This is a genomic window from Paenibacillus sp. J31R30, from assembly GCF_059692115.1.
On record NZ_JCAUAV010000001.1, the window covers coordinates 301,458 to 321,636 of the forward strand.

Consider the following 20,179-nt stretch of genomic DNA (forward strand, 5'->3'; position numbering starts at 1 on the left):
AAGCTAAGTGACGCTAATCCAGATCGATGCCTGAGGCTGACAATCTTCAATTCGCAATTCGAGCCCGCCGCTTTCACGAACGACAGATTGAATAGTACAGCCAATGCCGCCGACCGTGTAATGATGGTCGAGGGACATATTGACCAGCATGTTGAATGGTTGCTGTGAGCCTGAGCCGTAACGGAATTCCGCTTGAAATTCTGTGCAGTCCGCATTGAATTGCTGCGAAATCATCCATACATTGAAGCCGGTCGATACTTTGCCTAGTTCATAATAAGCCGCAAACCAATTCAATACCGGTGCAGACAAGCCGCCAAAATGGTGCCATCCAGCTCCGCGTCCTGTTTGAACGATGAAATGCTCATAGCAGTTATAGGTAAGCTCGGTTTCGCGTTGCCAAAGATCAAGCGCTGTTTTGGAGATCCGATGAGCGAGATCGGCATAGCCCAGATCCAACATCGTTTTCCAGAAAAACCATTGATGCGGCATCCAAACAGCGCCATTCCAATATCCGTCTGCGCGATAGTAAGGCGCGCTTTGGTCCACGGTAGATAGACCAATGGATGTCCAGCATCGTTTTTCATCAAATAGAGCGGCTATCAATCTTTCGGCACGTTCTCTTGAGCATACGCCAGCGACCAGTGGATATAGCCCATCCATGCCCATGTTATAGTTGGCTCCTGATTCGTGTTGAAGAATGTGAAGAGGCACTCCTTGATCGTCATGTACGACGTACCCGTAATAGCCGGCATCTTCGTCCCATGCGTAACGTTCAAGCGCTTCGCTCCATCTATGGATATCCGCTTCGTATTCCGTAATATCCGGATGCCATTCACTTCGCATTGTGGCAGCCATTTTTAAGATTTTAGCTGTACGGATGGCCTGACTCGTATTTATGATGGGGGATACAGTTGCTTTCAGCCCTTTGGTATATACGTGTAGCTGAGGCGGATAATCGTCCCAACCGCCGGAATTGTAGAAATAATCCCATGTTTTCAGCAAACCTGAGCGCATGGAGCTCGTTGTGGAACCATGGGTTTTACCAGAAAGGAATTCGTAATATTGCTTCAAGCGTGAGTAAAAATGATCCAAAAATGCTGGAGAACGTGTACGATTCCATAGCTCGAGAAACAAATAATGCTGTACGGGCACAGGGCTTCCGTGGTGAATGAACGCTGCCTGCGTATCGCCTGGCTCCGTCATATAAGCGTTCAGACAATCGACTGCGCGCTGAACATCCAATTCAGAGAAGCCGAGCCCGATAAAGCCAGAGTCCCACGTATATAACGAATCCCACCATCGGCCGGGTGTACTGTGGCGAATATAGCTTCGTTTGGTATACACAGGGAAGACTGTATTGGTCAACAAGGTGGCTCGCATTAACTGTTGACTAAAGGCATAATGATCACCTGTCGCATATGTGGCAGGTCGTTCAAGACCCTGTCTGGCTGATTGATAAATAGACTCGCAATGCGCAGAGGTAAGCTGAAAGTTCCGCAGCTTCTGTGTAACGGCTTCATAGGACCCAGAGCAAACCATGCCATGTAGTATCGTAGAGGATAGAGGCAATACATGAATTGGTCTCATAAAAATATTGGTAAAATGCCCCTTATTATTGCCTAGCAGAACGTCGTTTACATGATTATGAACGGTATGGCGCGCAAAGCGGTCTAACTCGTCATTTTTAAACGCGCGAATTTCTACGTCGGCGTAATTCCACATCAACCCGTAGAGATTTGGACTATCCGGATAGCGTAAAATTAAGCTCCCAGGGACAGGACCTTCAAGCAGTTCAGGCTCTATACACCACGGAATATCTGGAAATGTAACAGCACTTCGTTCTTGTTCTTCAATAATGGTGAATCCATCGAATTCTATCGCTCCTGCACCTGTGGAATACAGTTCAATCACATATTCACCTGTCGGCAAATGCCCAATGCTTACTTGAGCGGTAATTGCCTCATTTGTTTTCTTCAACGGCAAGTGATACTCGCGATTCTGCATCTTAATGAATAGTTCGGCATCTTGATCCGCTTTGTATCTCGCCATGAGTACACCCTCACGCAAATCACGAGAGGAAGTCCATTCGTACACAAGTGTGTCACCACGGTCTGCCCCGAAGCCTTGTCCAATCGCAGAGCCGCTGGTCCAGTGTTGTCCGCGAACTTCACCTCGCAAAAATCCGTCATAAGCGAGTCTGTCTGCAGGGCGAGGTCGCGCGAAAGTCAGTTCTTTATATTCCAGAGCATCGATCCAAACGGCCCCTTCGGGAAGCTGAGTCTCGGCATATATATGCGTCTCGCCATGTCCTGGAAGACGCGGTGGATGCAGCGAAGCCATCCAGTGCAGTACGAGATTTTGCGGATGTTCCGTTTGATTGACAAGTGAAGCGCGGACTAAACGGCTGTCGTCATCCACTTTGCTGAATGAAATATCCGTATAGACTTGATCTTTCCATTCCAGCTCATGTCGATGGGAAAAGTAACTATAATCAGACGTAGCTTCCCACGGATGATAGCCAGACTCCCAAAGGACACTGGGAATATCCATTTTTCTTCGGTAAAAACCAGGCATTAGGCTAAGATCAAACCGTAAACCGCGCGCTTGGTCACTAATGTGAGAAATTCCGATATATTGCTTCGTGTAAGGCCCCCAATCAGGCAGCCGCAAATCATGGGTGTTCTGGAGTTCTTTCATCGATGATTGCTCCTTATGATGGAATGGTATTTTATCTTCATTTTAGATTATTGGGTGGTAAAATACGTCTTATATTCAGGCATTTTTATCTTGAAATCGGATATTCGTGGTACACTGTAAAGAATTGAGATTAAAGCGAGGTTGGTGCGAATTGCACATTGATTTGGAAGCTTACGATAAAGAAAGAGTGGATTATTCAAATCCGAATTTGCGCTTGAAAATTTGGGAGATCCACCACCCAGCTATACATTCAGAGTTATATGGTCCTTGGCATTATCATGAGGAAGTTGAATGGATTGTAATTCTTCAGGGGTCGATGACCATGGAAACATCACAAGGAACGTACAAGCTTGAAGCGGGAGATGTTGCTTTGTTTGGCGCCAATGAAATCCATCGCTCGCACAAAAATTTAGAACAGGAATTAACCTACTTGGTTTGTCATGTCGATATGGCGGCGTTCATGGATCAGACTTTAATGCCATATTTTGCAGCTTGGACGGGACGATCTGCCAACCTGACGCGACTAAACAGACTCTTCGCCAAGTACCCGCAATGCAGGATTGAAATAAGTCTATTGTTGAAAGATTTGCTGCAAGATATGACAACCAAGCAACGCGGATATGAGCTGTCTGTCAATGCTAATTTGAAACGCCTTCTGTATTTGCTAGTTAAATATGATGATGAGCGCGTTATCGTCCCTATGGATCCGCAGCTTGCCTTAAAACTTAGTCCAGCACTCGACTATATTGAGCAATCGTTGGAGGATAAATGTCAGCTTGAGGATGTTAGCGGCAAGTTGAATTACAACAGCAGTTATTTTGCCAAGATGTTTAAGAAGGCGATGGGGATTACTTTCACGGAGTATGTTCAACTTCGCAGAATGAAACGGGCGGAGCAGCTTCTGCTAACAGAGTCATATTCCATTACTGAAATTAGCGGAAAGGTTGGCTTCGTCAGTCCGGCTCAATTTTATCAATTATTCAGAAGGCACTATGGTTGTTCTCCGAAAAAATATATGTCAAGGCGTGGTCTTGTTGTAGGGGATTAAGTACAAAGAAACTGCAATAAAAACGCCAGCTCCGCAATAAGAGGAGCTGGCGTTTTTATTACAGTGATAGTGAACTGGTAAACTTTAGTTTTTTTTCTAACAGAAAGCAATTTTAATGCCTATTTCTTTATAATGTCACCCTATTCAAATTGCTCCCAGATAAGTAAAATTTAATTTACTGAACGAACTTATGTCAACTTCATCTTACAACTAAACATTTTGAGAATGATGTTTTATTCTCCCTAAAATTCTTCTGTCCTACAATTGAATAAGGAGACTTTATATGTACTCACCCTGTATTATGTTATTTTGGAGGTCTCTGTGCCTGTAAATGGATCGTTAAACTGCTTACCCCCGAAATTTATCGAAGTAGTCGAGAACAAACTCTTGAAACTTCTGAGCTGCAGACGACAAATAGTGCTTCTTGGACCAGGCTAGGCCTAACGTCATGTTGTCGTCGAGATCGGTTATTATGAGTTTGTTATGTTTTAAATTCATTCTAGACCTCCAAGCCAAATCTGGTGCAAATGTAATGCCGTGCCCTTTTTTTAACAGCAATAGAACCGCATCCACCTCATCCACTTCAACTTTTATATGGGGTGTAAATCCTGCGGCTTTCATACACATTCTATCCGTCAATTTCCGGAACCAAAAACCTGATGGCAATCCAATGAATGATTCATCTTTTAACTCATTTAAGGAGACACATTTACGTATGGCTAAAGGATGTTGATCTGGTACGAGTAAATGGATCTTTTCTGTTCGTAACGGCCTCCACTCGATATCAGGACCTTCTAATTGTGCATAAGTAATACACATATCGATGTCCCCGTTTTGAAGCAATTGCTTCATAACAGATGTTGGTTCAACCACTTGACGAAAATGCACATTTGGATAATGCTCCAAAAAATCTCCAAGTATTTCAGGTAATATGTTTGTAAGCGAGACTGCGAGCGTTATGCCTCCACGGTCCAGTCCCGCCATATCTCTGATTTCCCGTTGCGCTTCTTCTAGTTCTTGAAAGACATTTTCTACCCGCTTAAGAAGCACTTTGCCAAATGAGTTCAGTCGAATATTGCGTCCAAATCGGTCAAATAGCGGAACACCAATTTGATCTTCCAGTCTGGAAATTGTTTTGCTAAGCGAAGGCTGGGCGATGTTTAATATCTTCGCAGCTTTCGTAATTTGTTCTAGTTTTGCAGTCGTATGAAAGTATTGCAATTGAAGTAGCTCCAGAGTGTTTTACCTCCTGATATATAGACCGTGATCTATATATTATATATTATTATATATTTTACAGTATTAACTACCACTGTTAATATTAAACTCTAAACTCAATAGGAAATAATTACTTTATTGAAGTAAAGCGTTGAAGGAATTAGGTAGGAATAACCTGAAATAATTACAATTATCGTAGGCTATCGGGATTGTTTTACATGAATGGGTTTTGACGCTGCGAAGGGGTTGCTTGCCATGAGACGAATAGGTCGATTTTGAGACAATCTAACAGCTAATTCCCCCCATTTACTAGACATCAGAACATATATATAATCGCAATAATCTAGTATTTCCAAAGTAGAATAACTGCGGTTACAAGAAAAACAAGATGTGTGTCTTGCAAGTTAAGCGCTTAACTGAAGACAAGGTGGGAGAAGTTTGAAGAAGCTTACGTAAATATCTGTTAATGATCTTAAACATATTGATAATGATATTTGATTCTCCCTAAAATCCTTTTGTTCTACAATTGAAGTATTTAAGCGATTACAAATGAAACTGAATAGACCAAGGGAGATGTTGATATGTACACAAAGGGTCTTAAAACATTTATGGTTCTTGGGTCGGCTTTATCATTAACTTTAACAGGATGTGGCAACGGAGGGGGGGCATCGTCCACGGCGACGACTGTACCGACCCCAACCGCAGCAGCAACTCCACAAGCTTCAACTCCGGCAGAGAAAGTGAAGATTACATTTTGGGACGAGAACCCTGGGCCGACCCGAACTCCTTTTTATGAAGAGCTAATCAAGCGGTTCCAATCCAAAAATCCGAATATCGAAGTTGAATATGTGGGAATTCCTGCAAGTGGCGCAAAACAAAAGTACGACGTTTCCATTGCTGCCAAAGATACACCCGATGTAGCTGGCATCAATATGGTGTGGCTGTCCGATTTCGTGGCAAAAGGAGCAGTACAAGAGCTTGACCCGTATTTCAAGGATTGGAGCGATAAAGATAAAATTGCGGCCAATATGGTGGAGTTCGATCGTGGTTTAACAGCCGACAAAAAACTTTATTATCTGCCACATACAATGTTTTTAGATATACTTTGGTATCGAACGGACTGGGTGAAAGACGCTGGATTGAAAGCGCCTACAACATGGAATGATTTTTTCACTAATGTAGATAAATTGACCGATATCAAAAACAACCGTTATGGCTTCAGTATTCGCGGAGGTGCAGGAAGCATCAATCAGTTGACTTCAATGATCTATGCTTATTCAGGTATCACGGAATACTTTACACCGGATGGGAAAGCAACAGTTAGAGATCCGAAAATCTCGGAGTTTTTGAACAAATATGCAGCTTTATATAAAAAGAATACGCCAGTAAGTGACATTACGAACAGTAATAAAGAGATGAATGCAACGTTCGATACAGGGACTTCAGCTATGATTCAACATAACTTTGGTTCTTATAATGACCATGTAACTAACCTGACTACCTCCAAATTCGCAGGTGTCATTCCACCGAAATCGGATAACGGCAAAAGAGTTGTCGTTCCTGTTGCAAACGGATTAGTCATGTTAAAAAATACGAAACATCCTCAGGAATCGTGGAAATTTATTAGCTTTTTGATGAGTGCAGATAGCCAAACTTACTGGAATCAAAATATCGGCCAAATGCCTACCAACACCGATTCATTGAAGAGCGATTATGTAAAAAACACACAGCATATTCAACAGGGAGCGGATGTGCTGGCTGATAAGGAGAGCGTTGCATTAAAACTTCCTACCTATCTGCCGGATTATACGAAGATTACGACACAACAGCTTGAGCCTGATTTCCAAAAAGTACTGACTGGTAAAATGACTGTTGCCGATTTTGTTAATGGTTGGGCTACATCGATGGAAAAAGCGAAAGCAGATTATGATGCTGCTATGAAGAAATAGAATGGATTCAATCGTAGGATTTGGGGTGAGCGTTCATTCGCTCTCCCTGTATTTTGTTATTTAGGGGGATCTATGTGCCGGTATTTCGATCATTAAAATCAACGATTATTTGGTTATTTATCCCCATCATCATTGTATTTGTATTGGTTACAGGTACGCTCTCATTTATCTTAGCTTCACAACAGTTAAAAGAGAACGCATTCACCAACTTAAATGATACGATTGCCCAAACAAAAAGTTTATTAACGGATAAATTAACTGCGTTTATTTCGGAATTAATCGGGCTAGAAAATAAATCCGAATGGATTTCAATTATGAATAAGACAGATGATCCAGGAGTAGTTTTAGAACCAGAAGATTATATTTTTATGAATAAAGCATTGGACTCTTATTTAGATCGTTACGCGATGCTGGACTCTGTTTTGTTTTATTACAATGAAGGACGAGTCTCTCAGTATAAGCAAAATAACTCATTAATTACAACGGTAAGTATCTCTTTAAATGAGTATAGTCGTCAATTAGATAGTGAGCTTCTATCCGTCATTAAATGGCTGAATATTCATGATGAACCCAAATTAGCCGCACCTCAAGTGATCAGTGTTTATCGTATGTTTGGGAAAGATAAGTCGCGTACCAAAGGGATTTTCATGATGAATTTGAAAAGCCGATTTTTCAATGATTTATTGAATAATGCCAAGATTAGCAAAAACGGGTATTTATGTATTGTTAGCGATGATGGGGTTATGAGCTTTAAAAATGTTGAAGAGCGATATCAAATGGATCAAGCCAAACTTCAAAATGAATTATTGGCAGTCAAGGACTCGTCGGGACAATTCAATATGAAAAATAAACATGGCGAGAAAATGCTGATAGTTTACGATACGTTAAGCCTTAACAAATGGAAGGTAGCAGCGATTGTCCCAGAACGTGAACTCTTTAATAAAGTGAATTTCATCGGGTGGGTGATCATTATAGTGATGCTTCTCGCCATTGTTTCTGCTGTTGTTCTTTCTAATATCATTGCTCATATCATTACGAAGCCTCTTATAAAATTAACGCATACCGTGAATCGCATTGAAGATGGCAAATTAGATATCGGTAATTATACTGCTCCTTCCAATGAAATAGGTGTTCTAAGCAGAGGTATTAAGGATATGATGCTAAGAATTAAAAATTTGCTAATTCAAGTAAAGGAAGAACAAGAGAAAAAGAGGTCAGCAGAGTTGGCCGTGCTACAGTCACAGATTAAACCGCATTTTCTGTATAATACGTTATTTTCTATTAAACAGCTTTGTGATATGGAGGAAAATAAAGATGCTGCTAATATGGTCACCGCATTATCTAACTTTTATCGCATTAGTATTAATAAAGGGAACGAAATCATACCAATTTCCCTAGAAATCGAACATATTCGAAATTATTTGCACATTCAACAAATGCGGTATGGTGAAGATTTTATTTTTGAAATTGATATGGATCCAGCTATTATGAATTGCAATATCGTAAAGCTAACACTGCAGCCTCTCATAGAAAATGCGATCTATCATGGTATGAAGCAAAAACGCGGACAAGGATTAATTCGCATTTGGGGGCAATTAGTCAGTCAAGAGATACGGTTATATGTGGAAGATAACGGCAAGGGGATGTCGGAAGAAGATGTAATAGCGATAAATCAAAGCTTGAGGGATGAAGTAGGTAAGGGAACTACATTGGGTTTTGGTATCGGTAATGTAAATAAGCGACTGCAGCTTAATTATGGGCCATCCTATGGACTGTTGTACCAGAATAGATCTAGTGGCGGTGTTATCGTGATGATAAGGATCCCATATTTATGGATAAATGAGCAGGAGGCTTAGGTGATGAAGGTATTAATTGTGGATGATGACAGCATTATTCGTAAAGGATTATCGCGCACGATCCCCTGGGAACAAAATGGGTTTACACTCGCAGGTTTAGCTAGAGATGGTGAAGAAGCTTTAAGCCTGATTGCAGAGGAGCGGCCCAATCTCTTATTAACGGATATTCGAATGCCATTTATGGATGGCTTCCAATTAACGGAAGTTGTGAAAGAGAAATATCCGGAAATAAAAATTATTATGCTGACCAGTTTTGATGAGTTTGAACTTGCACATAAAGCACTGAAACTAAAGGTATTTGATTATTTATTGAAGCCAGTCGATTCGCAGCTTCTTCTGGATACAGCTAAAAGGGCAATGGTTGAGCTTGAATATGAGACCGAAATGAAGCGGAAGGTTATGGAAGGCATTCCTCTACTGAGGCAAAGGTTTTTGGGGAAATTAATTAAAGAAAATTTATCCGAAGATGAAATTCATTCCCATAGTGAGTTTCTTAACTTTAAGATGTCAAGCTCCAACTATGTTGTCATTTTATTGACAGCAGATGATTATAGCTATCCTGATTATCAGAATCGCTTCGGTAAAGAGTTACTGAAATATTGTATCTTAAATGTTGCCGAGGAAACGATGTGTAGTGATAATGCTGGAATTGTATTTGAATCAGAAAATGATGAGATTGTTATCATCTATCATGCGGATGGGGAGCAGGATCTTGTAGAGCAAATGACATTACAAATTGCTGAGACAATTCGAGTCAACGTAGAGAAATATTTAAAAACAACGGTTACCGTAGGTATCGGTTTTACTTATCATAATTCAAGTGATATTTCCAGGTCCTATCGCGATGCGAAAGCAGCTATTGAGTTTCGTCATATGATTGGAACGAATAGGGTGCTGACCGCCCAGGACACCGGACTTCCGCCCACAAGCTCCACGGAAATTATGTTAAATGAATTAGAGAATGAATTTGTTATGAAAGTAAAATTAGGATTGGAAAAAGAAGCACATGTCATATTAAACGATATTGAGAAAAGGCTGCTCGAGATTAAATTTATATCTTTAACGCAAGTGCGCTTAATTGGCATTGAGATCAGTCTCTTGTTGTTTAAAGAGTTGGAAGAGATTGCGAAACGAAATGTAAAGATGAAGGATAGCCTCGAGAGTGTGTACACTTACTATAATGAAATGGAACGGTACCAAACCGTTCAGGATATTTTTTGTTCCATTCGACATCTGACGGACCGTTTTCTTAATATTGCCAATCAACAACGTGAGATTCAAACGCAAAGTATGGTAAATAAAGCAATTTCATATATCGAGAGTAACTATGCTACAGAAGGGTTATCCCTGCAAGAGGTTGCCCGTTATGTCCATATCAGTCCAACTTACTTAAGTATACTTTTCAAAAAGGAAAAATCCATCACTTTTAGTGATTTTTTGCTGCAAACGCGTATGAAGTCGTCAATAGAATTGCTTCGCATGAGTGGATTGAAGTCTTATGAAGTAGCAGAGAAAGTTGGCTATAGTAATCCGCAATATTTCAGTCAATGCTTTAAAAAATATACGGGTTTCTCTCCAACCGATTATAAGAATAGTGGTCATTAAGGGAAGATCTGTTAATGATCTTAAACATTCTGATAATGATATTTGATTCTCACTTAAGTCCCTCTGTCCTACAATTGTAATATAAAGCGGTTTCAATCTAAGGGAGGTAGTAAAATGAAAAGAAAGCCAATAAGGAAATCCATTGCGGGTTTAGCGGTATTCAGTCTGCTCATGGGCACATTACCATTCAACGCATTGGCGGCATCAGACCTGACCGGACATTGGTCAGAGAAGTACATGACAAAGTTAGTCAGTGAAAATGTGCTAAGTGGATACGAAGATGGCTCTATGCTCCCCGAGAAAGAGATAACCAGAGCAGAGTTTGTCACCATGATCAACAAGGCTTTTGGTTATGTTGAACAAGACAATAAGATGTTTACGGATGTAAAATCCGCAGATTGGTTCTCAAGCGAGATCCAAAAAGCGGTCAAAGAGGGCTACATAACTGGGTATGAAGATGGTTCAGTCAAACCAGGTAAGTCTATAACGCGGGAGGAAGCTGCCACTACCATCTGGAGAGTCTCCAAACTTGAAAAGGGAAGTCCAGGCGTATTAGGAGAGTTTAAAGATGGAGGATCTATCCAAGGCTATGCCAAAGAGGCAGTGGCATCATTGGTAGGTGGCGATGTGATCGAAGGCTATCCCAATGGTAAATTCGAGCCATCCGGTTCTATCACTCGTGGCGAAGCAGCTGCAATGATTTCTAGGTTTGTAGACTCTATTTTTTCCAAAGCTGATACAACCTACATAGGTGAAAAAGGCAGGACTTATGGAAATGTATTGGTAAACAAGCCAGGAATTACACTGAAGGACATGAATATCGAAGGTAATTTATATATTACTCCGGGTGTTGGCGAGGGTGACATTACCTTAGAAGGCGTTCATGTTAAAGGCACTACCTATGTGGCCGGCGGTGGTTCCAACAGCGTACATATTGTTAACTCTACGCTTTCTTCGATGGTCACGGAGAAAAAGAACGAAAATCCTGTCAGGGTAGAATTGCAAGGTGACAGTAGCATAGAGCGTGCCGAACTAGGTTCCAATTCCCAATTAGAAACCACTAAATTGGGTTCCAATGCTAAGGGTATTAAATGGGTAGAAGTTATCAATACCCTAACTAATAACGTACAAATTATTCTTAACGGAAATTTCCCGAAAGTTTCCTTGTCTGATGATGCAGATGTAAAGCTTCTCTCTGGTTCCATTGAAAACATGGAGACAGCTGAAAGCTTTAACATCAAAATCGAAACAAAAGTTGGTGCCTCTATTAAAAAAATCAAAACAGATGGCCCTATTGTTATCAATGATCAGAAAATTGACGCAAACAAAGAGATCTCTGTTTCAGACCAAAGTAAGATTGCCGTGATCAATGGTGGAACTCCGGTTGTCCCTGTTGGCGGCGGTGGTGGCGGCAGTTCATCCAGTGTGGTCACGACGGTTACTGTCGATCCTAGCGGGTTCTCTTCCAACGTGAGGGCGTCAGACACATTTTCCTTTAAATTAAATTCTGCTACCCCTGTGTTCAGCACAGATGGGGAAGGAGTTCCAGCTTTTATTACTATTAACGATGGCACAGCCGATATTGATTTGTCCGCTGCAAAAATGAGCGTGTTGGATGGTACGGATGCAGTAACCTATGTCATTACCAACTTGCCGACTCTTGACAGCAGCAAATCCTATACACTGTCCATTAAAAATGTTGCGAATATTAAAGTAACGGCGCAATCTTTTAAACCGATGAGTTCTTCCAATACCGACATTAAAGTCTTAAACAACGGGATTCATATTTCCAGTATTGATACTGAAGCCCATTCAATTTCCATGGTGCCAATGTACAAAGTTGAGCATTTATTGGCAGAAATCGGCTCAACCGACAGTTCAAAGCAAACCTATGCGGTTGTGAACAGTACAGGAACTCCCAAAACGCTATCTAATGACATCGCCCAGGGAGATAAGCTAATTGTCACAGCTGAAAATGGAACGGCTAAAGAGTATGCTCTCCAAATATCCACTTTGAAAACTAATCTGGCACAGTATACCGCTGGACAAGCTCAGGATATTGTTCTTGAGTATTCCATCAATAAAGCCAATCCAAACAGACAATTCCTGCAAGGAACTTTGGTTTTTAATTTGCCTGATGGCTTAACCGCTTCCCCAACAGATAGTTTCGATCTAATCGGACGTGGCTTTGTGGGCTTGAATAATGTCGCCATCAATGCCGCCAAAAACTATAATCAGTCTGGAAGAAACTGGCTTACAAATGTAGGGAATAATGCTGATTTGCGGACTAAGGTGGAAATTACCAATGGCGGGAAAACCGTTGCCATCAAGGACACTGACTTTAGCAACTATAATGGGGTTGATCTTACCCTTGTATTGAAAAACAAGACGATTCCAACTACAGGTGGTGCCATCACAGCAACCTTTACGGGTTCTGGCTATCCGACAACTGCAGCAACAGCGGTAGAGAATTACACAGAAACAGGAACTACCAAGTTCAATGTATCTGCAGCAGCAAGCGATTTGGTAAGAAAAGCTGAGGAAGTATCTTATACTACGCCTACAACTGCTGTTTTGGAGTCTCCTTCCTCACCAGATGGCTCAGTAGTATATGCGAGCTTGGATAACGGTCTGTCTTGGGTTCATACAGGTGTAACCACATCTGCTCATAAAGCGACCTTGACCAATCTTTTGCCGAACAGAACCTATTTCTTTAAGCTGAAGACGGGTACATTATCCTCCAATGCGGTAAGCTACTATACCGGTCAGTACGATGTAACAAAATTTGGGGCTGTTGCTGATGCCGTCATCACAACTACAACACCGCAAAACATCTACAGTGGAACAGATAATACACTTGCTATCAATGCAGCTATTGTCGCAGCCAGCCGAAATGGCGGTGGTACCGTTTACTTCAAGGGCAACGCCAATTTTGCGACCGGTACACTCCATTTGAGAAGTAACGTACATCTGTATATGGATGAAAACACGCAATTGATTGTATTGCCCAAGATTGATCCAATTGAAAGTCCATTGAATCTACCATTCAAAAATGGACAAGACGATGGACACAGTTATTGGCAAGATTCTCTTATGTGGGGGATCCGTGTAGAAAATATCAAAATTCTTGGTAACTCTGCTAAGATTTACGGCAACATGAATCTAAATACCGGACTGCCTAACAATGCCGGTATTGGAACAAAGTCCATTTCATTCAAATTGTCTAAAAACATCGTCATTGGCGGTACCGATGAGAATCACTTGTTAACCTTTGAACAGGGTGGTTGGTTCTCCGTCTTAACAACAGGCTGTGATGACATTGTGGTTCAAAATATGCTGATGCCGAATTCTACTTCCGGTCGTCAAAGAGATACGTTCAACTTTATGCAAAACAACAATGCGACCGCATATAATGTAACTACTCTGAAATCCAGTAATGACGTAGCAAAGCTTGGAAGCGACTTCTCCCTCGGATTTGTAAGACATGTTTCCAACATTCACATTGAGAAGATGGTTGCTGGAGATATTGGAGGCGGCAGCGTATTCGTGTATGGCTCTGAAACCGTTGGCGATATGGAAAACATTGTTGCAACCGATTTGACTCTGACAACGAATGCTAACAAAACAGGCGTTGCCATTTGGGTCAATGATGGTGCCAACGTCCGTAATGTGTCCATCTCCAAGATAAACTTGGCTAATACATCAGGCGGTATTGCCTTTGGTGTGTCACCTCGTTATGAAGGTCAAGAGAAGGGAATGTCAGCTAGACTTCCGAATGAAATCAGAAGACCTGGTTCGATCTCTGACGTGACTGTAGATGGTGCGTTATTGTCTAAGAATGCCGGCGGAGACGGTGGGTATCCAATTGTTATTCAGGGATATAAGAGAGTTGGAGGGACTACACCTGGTCCAGGTAAAGACACGGATTATAATTCTGTCGGAACCATTACCTACGGAGAAGTTTATCCGGTCACCAATATTACGCTGAAAAATCTTCAATTAACGGGTTCTTTTGTTAATAATAAATCTCCAGTGACTGATTTTTCAGCTGTCTACAAAGTAATCAATGAAGCAAGTGTTGGCGGTAACTATCGGACTTCCACCTATTCTGGCGCCAATGCATTCCCAGCTTATGGGATTCTTATGAAGTATGTTGATAATGTTACCATTCAGGACAGCAAGATCAATTTTGATACCGCTGTTAAATATGATCGCTCTGCGATCGTGGTTGACAATGGTACCAATGTCAAATTGAGAAATCTGGATATTTTGATGGGCGGCCTGTCTGGAAGTGCTATCCAGGTAAGGGGTAAATCCAGCTATCAGTTGGATGGCATTCAAACTAGACTTTACAACAAAAATTATGCCACTCAAGCTCCAGTGCTCATGAATACGGTAACGGGTGCTACTTACTTGGGTGCTACAAACTTTGATAGTTCTGTTCAGGCAAATATGTATCAATCGCATATGTTCCCAAGCTCGCTTCCTTCTAGTATTACTAGTGCAGCAGCTCTTCCTGCAGCGGCATTAGATCTTGCTTATACAAATACAGTAGTTGCTGTAATAGGTGGTCAGTTAATTGTTCCTGCTTCTGCTTCAGTGAAGGATCTATTGAATGGCATTATCTCACTGAAGCCTCTCAAAGAAGTTTCGGTTGTAAACTCTGCGGGTACTGCTCAAGCTCTAAACGCACCTATTCTAACAGGCTACAGCCTGAAAGTCGTAGGTACTGACGGCACAATTTCTACGATCTTAATTCAAGCCATTGCCCCAATGCTGGCGTTTGCAGGATGACGATCGCTCTTCGAGCGACAGCTAATAATTAAAGTTCTGAGTATGAACTGCACCCCATTTGTTAGACATTTCTAACAAATAAGGGTGCATTTTTTTATACATATCTGTTAATGATCTTAAACATTCCGATAATGATATTTGATTCACCCTATAGTCCATCTGTCCTACAATTGAAATATAAAGCGATTACAAAATGAAACTGAGAAAATTTCTCGGCGATTTTTGAGTTGTTTTGAAGTTTTAAAGACAATAAAGGAGGTAGAAAATTGAAAAGAAAGCCAGTAAGGAAATTGATTGCGGGAATAGCACTATCCAGTCTACTTTTTGGCTCCCTGCCGGTTAGCGCACTACCGACATCCGATTTGAACGCGCATTGGGCAGAAAAGTACATGTCACGGCTCGTCAGTGAAAATGTGCTGAGTGGGTATGAAGATGGCACTATGCAACCTGACAAGAAGATAACAAGAGCGGAATTTGTCACCTTGATAAACAAGGCATTTGGTTATGTTGAGCAAGGCAATAAGATGTTTACAGATGTAAAATCCGAAGATTGGTTTTCGAACGAGATTCAAAAAGCAGTCTATGAGGGTTACATAACTGGATACGAAGATGGCTCTGTCAGACCAGATATGCCAATAACTCGCGAAGAAGCCGCTACCACCATCTGGAGAGTTTCTAAACTAGGGAAAGGAAGCTCGGATAAACTAGGTCAATTTAAAGATATTGGCGCTATTCAAAGCTATGCCAAAGATGCAGTGGCATCATTGGTAGGTGACGGAGTGATCAATGGTTATCCCAATGGTACATTTGGGCCAGCCAATTCCATCACTCGTGGCGAAGCAGCTACAATGATTTCCAGGTTCGCGAATGCTATCTTTTCCAAACCCGATACAACTTACACAGGTGAAAAGGGGCATACATATGGAAATGTATTGATTACTAAGCCAGGAATTACCCTTAAAAACATGACTATGGAAGGCAACTTATATATTACTCCGGGTGTTGGCGAGGGGAATATTATCTTAGAAGGCGTAGTTGTCAAAGGCACTACTTATATAGCTGGCGGTGGCGCTAACAGTATCCATATTGTTAACTCTAAGCTGGAAACAATGGTTACAGATAAAAAGAACCTAAACCCCGTTAGGGCGGTATTGGAAGGCAACAGCAGTGTAGCGAATGCGAAACTAGGATCCTCTACAAAATTAGAAGCTATTGAATTGGCTGTAGGTGCTAAGGGGGTAGAACAGGTAGAGATAAACAATTCCACAGCTACGAGCATAGAAACGAGCTTAAGCGGTAATTTTCCTAAGGTTACCATCTCCGCTAATGCCAATCTACAACTGGTATCGGGCTCCATAGGAAACGTGGACACACTCGAAAATTTTAACATCAAAATTAAAACGATATCTGGTGCCGTCATTAAGAAAATCAACACAGCAGGCACTATTATGGTCAATGACCAAAAGATTGAGAAAAACCAAGTGGTTGGTGTTTCTGACAGCGGTACGATAGAAACAATCAGTGGAGTAACTCCGACTGTATCCACTGGCGGTAGTTCTACATCAACACCAACACCGACACCAACACCAACACCAACACCAACGCCAACACCAACACCGACGCCAATTGGTTCAACAAACACCGGCATCGCTGCCAAATCTACGGCACCTCATGTAGTGGCCGTTAGCGAAACGGCTGTGAGTGTCCACTACGGTACCTTGCAGCAGGAATTGTTAAGTCAGATTAAACCGACAGATGCATCTATTCAAAGTTACAAACTCATGTCAAGAGGCGTTGAGCTCACCACTGGCATGATTCCAGCCGGGACTACTTTGGTAGTTACCACAGAAGATGGTAGCTCAGCAAAAACGTATGATGTGCAGCTAGGTGCTCCCGTTGCGATTACAGGTGTAACCATAAGCAATACGAGCTTGACTATTGCCAGAGGTCAAACCGTTGCATTAAATGCAACAGTAGCACCCGCTATTGGAACGAACAAAGCGGTTAAATGGTCAACGACTGATAACACCGTAATCGACCTGGTGAACAACCAAGTTACCGCTGCAAAAGTAGGGACGGCGACCGTTAAGGTTACCACGGCAGAAGGTCAACAAGCAACTTGCGTTGTTACCGTTACTAATGCTCCTGTAGCGGTAAGCAGTGTAGCTCTTGATAAAGAAATCATTACCCTTTTCCCTAATGAGAAATATTATTTAGGTGCTAAGGCTCTGCCCAAATTTGCTGATAACACAGCATTGACTTGGAGCTCTAGTGCTACCGGTGTTGCTACAGTAGATTCAGCAACAGGTCTAATTACGGGGGTAGCAAACGGTGCAGCTACCATTTCGGTAACAGCAGCTGGCGGTGCTTCCAGATCGGCTACTGTCTATGTATCCACAGAGCTTTCACCAAAAGTAATCTTCTCCCCAGTAGAAGCAAAGACAGACACGTCTGCTTTGGTTTTATGGGATAAATCATCTGACGTATATACCACGCAATTAGATAAATATGTTGTTTACAAAAATGGTGTGGAAGTAGCACGTACGGACAAAATGGGTTATACCGTTGAAGGTCTGAGTGCCAATACTACCTATTCCTTTGAGGTAGCGGCTATCTCCAAAAGTGGCAGTTTAGGCCCTAAGAGTACGCCGATAACAGTCACCACCAAACCAGCTCCTTCCGTTATTTTGGATATTACCAAAGCTCCTTATAATGCGGTTGGCGACGGTACCACGCTCAATACGCAGGCAATTCAAAAAGCCCTTAATGATGCCCCTGTTAACGGTGTGGTGTATGTGCCACAAGGGTCATTCTTAACCGGTGCTTTGTTTATCCGAAATAGTGGCATCACTTTAAAAGTAGATGGTGCTCTGGAAGCTTATGTGCCTAACGTCACTAGCGCTTATTCAGATGAAGAAGTCACTGAATTTATCAAACATTATCCAATTGTTCCAAGTATGTTTGAGGGTTGGGAGCTGAACTGCTTTGCTTCATTAATTAACATCGGTGAGAGAGATTCCTATGGTACGCAATCCCTCAAAGATATTACCATCAGTGGTTCCGGCCGCATTGATGGAAACGCTACTGCAATCATTGGCAATACTGCTAAAATGTTAGGCCAAGTTGAGAGAGAGTTGGCGAAGAAAATCATTGCCAAACCATCTCTTGCGCCTCTGCCAATCAATTCCGGTCAAGACAACCGTTCAAGAGGCAAGTTGATGATTACATTCAATGTTCAGAATCTCTACATCAAAGACGTGACACTAGAATCCGGGGCTTCTTGGACAAATCACATCGTATTTAGCGATCATGTAACCTTTAACCATGCCAACATCACCTCCATGTACGAAACTACGCCTGGCGTATGGGCTGGTGTAAGTAATGGTGACGGTATCGACCCTGATTCATCAACGAATATGAACGTATTCAATATCTATTTCAGAACGTATGATGATGCAGTTGCCGTTAAATCCGGTAAAAATATGGAAGGCTTCAAGAGAAACAAACCATCTGAGAACATCAGAGTTACCAACAGTACGGTTGACAATGGCCGTGGTGCATTCGTTATAGGCAGCGAAATGTCAGGTAGCGTACGTAACGTACTCTTCCAAGACATTGATGTAGTTGGGCTGCAATGGGAAACAGTATATATCAAATTTGCACCAAGCCGTGGCGGAGCGATAGAGAACATTGTATCTCGCGACTTGTACACGAAAGATTGCGTAACGGTAGATGCCTTGATCCGAGTGAGCAATTATGCCGGTAATAGCGATGGTGACGCTGCTCCTTCTTTGCCAACGGTTCAAAAACTGACATTTGAAAACATCGTTAGTGAAAATATTACCTACGGGCCAGTGATCGAAATCGTTGGTATGAACGTACCAGGTACGCCAGTTTCTCCAGTGAAGAATATGATCTTCAGAAACAGTACACTGGAAAGTGGTATGTATGCGTATAACAGTAATACCCGAGGTGCTTTTTTGAACGGTTATGCGCCATTTGCCGCACCAGCTGTCATTGATTTTGCGGAAAATATTGCGTTTGAAAACGTCACGTTAACGGCTAAGAACAACATTATTAACGGCGATAGCGTTAAATATGGCGACGGCACTGTTGTTGCTCAACCTTGGGCAATCGGTGCAATGACAACCAATGTTACCGGAATTCCAGCAGGGAAAACGCTGGCATTGACACCCATTCCCTATGATTTGACGGGTCTTGGTGTATCATCCGGTGGGATCTTTTCAAACATAAAATCAGCACCTGATAAAATTGTTAACATCCAAGCTTCGGCTTCCACAAAGTTCAACTTCACGAAATTTGCAGGCCAAACGATTACTGTTACTGGTGCGACCTACGGCTTAATCGTAACTCCAGGCGTAGGTGCAGCTGATCCAGGCGTTTCAGTCAACACAGCCGTCTACGTTGCCATTGATTCATCCGCGTTGACAGCAACGTTTGGAAGCTTCAAGCTAATGGTATCGGAACCTGGCAGAGGGACTTCGATGGTTTACAACGTAAGTTTTACGAAAGCAAAGCAGACTATGACGTCTGTGAGGATCGTCGGAATTCCAGCAGTTGGCCAAACACTGACAGCAGAGCCTTTGAATGTGAGCAGTGCGGTGATTCCTGCTGGTGTGAACACAATTAAATGGTACTCTTCTTCAGATCAAGTCACTTGGATACCGATCTTTGATAATATCCCAGGAATGGCTGATCCACTGTATACACCAGATATGACCTATACAGTGAAGAGCGCAGATGTAGGCAAGTATATTAAAGTGGAAATTACCGGCGATGACAAGGTAATGACGAAAGGACCATTAATTAGCACCTCAACAGCAGTAACGGTAACCCTCCCATAGTACTGAAGTAGTTTGAACTGCACCCCAGTTGTTAGACACGTCTAACAATGGAGAGTGCAGTTTTTTGCATAAGATAGGTGTGCAAATCTGTTAATGATCTTAAACATTCTGATAATGATATTTGATTCTCCCTAAAGGTCCTCTGTC

8 protein-coding genes are annotated in these 20,179 nt (G+C 42.0%); 6 read left to right on the forward strand and 2 right to left on the reverse strand.

Annotated features, from left to right (window positions below; genetic code table 11):
• Nucleotides 1–3: 3 nt before the first annotated feature.
• On the reverse strand, nt 4–2,697 hold the full coding sequence (locus tag AC58QO_RS01000) for an MGH1-like glycoside hydrolase domain-containing protein (protein WP_497263219.1): 2,694 nt from the start codon (nt 2,695–2,697) through the stop codon (nt 4–6).
• A 187-nt stretch (nt 2,698–2,884) separates the two neighbouring features.
• Between AC58QO_RS01000 and AC58QO_RS01005 the strand changes: the two genes are divergently transcribed.
• Complete coding sequence (locus tag AC58QO_RS01005; RefSeq protein ID WP_497264351.1) at nt 2,885–3,745, forward strand: AraC family transcriptional regulator; 861 nt, start codon at nt 2,885–2,887, stop codon at nt 3,743–3,745.
• Between the two features lie 348 nt (nt 3,746–4,093).
• On the opposite strand, the gene AC58QO_RS01010 is transcribed toward AC58QO_RS01005, so the two are convergent.
• The gene (locus AC58QO_RS01010; RefSeq protein ID WP_497264352.1) at nt 4,094–4,981 is read right to left on the reverse strand and encodes a LysR family transcriptional regulator; all 888 of its coding nucleotides are present in this window, start codon (nt 4,979–4,981) and stop codon (nt 4,094–4,096) included.
• Nucleotides 4,982–5,544: 563 nt separating this feature from the next.
• On the opposite strand from AC58QO_RS01010, the gene AC58QO_RS01015 reads away from it, so the two are divergent.
• The 5 genes from AC58QO_RS01015 to AC58QO_RS01035 all read left to right on the forward strand — a co-directional run bounded on the left by AC58QO_RS01015 (nt 5,545) and on the right by AC58QO_RS01035 (nt 20,032).
• A complete protein-coding gene (locus AC58QO_RS01015; protein WP_497263221.1) occupies nt 5,545–6,912 on the forward strand; it encodes an ABC transporter substrate-binding protein in 1,368 nt (455 codons plus the stop codon).
• A gap of 74 nt (nt 6,913–6,986) precedes the next feature.
• On the forward strand, nt 6,987–8,768 hold the full coding sequence (locus AC58QO_RS01020) for a sensor histidine kinase (RefSeq protein WP_497263223.1): 1,782 nt from the start codon (nt 6,987–6,989) through the stop codon (nt 8,766–8,768).
• A gap of 3 nt (nt 8,769–8,771) precedes the next feature.
• Nucleotides 8,772–10,373 (forward strand): response regulator, encoded by a 1,602-nt coding sequence (locus AC58QO_RS01025; RefSeq protein WP_497263225.1) that lies wholly within the window; start codon nt 8,772–8,774, stop codon nt 10,371–10,373.
• Between the two features lie 114 nt (nt 10,374–10,487).
• The gene (locus AC58QO_RS01030; RefSeq protein WP_497263226.1) at nt 10,488–15,167 is read left to right on the forward strand and encodes an S-layer homology domain-containing protein; all 4,680 of its coding nucleotides are present in this window, start codon (nt 10,488–10,490) and stop codon (nt 15,165–15,167) included.
• Nucleotides 15,168–15,433: 266 nt separating this feature from the next.
• Nucleotides 15,434–20,032, forward strand: coding sequence for an S-layer homology domain-containing protein (locus AC58QO_RS01035; RefSeq protein WP_497263228.1), 4,599 nt, complete (start codon nt 15,434–15,436; stop codon nt 20,030–20,032).
• Nucleotides 20,033–20,179: the final 147 nt, after the last annotated feature.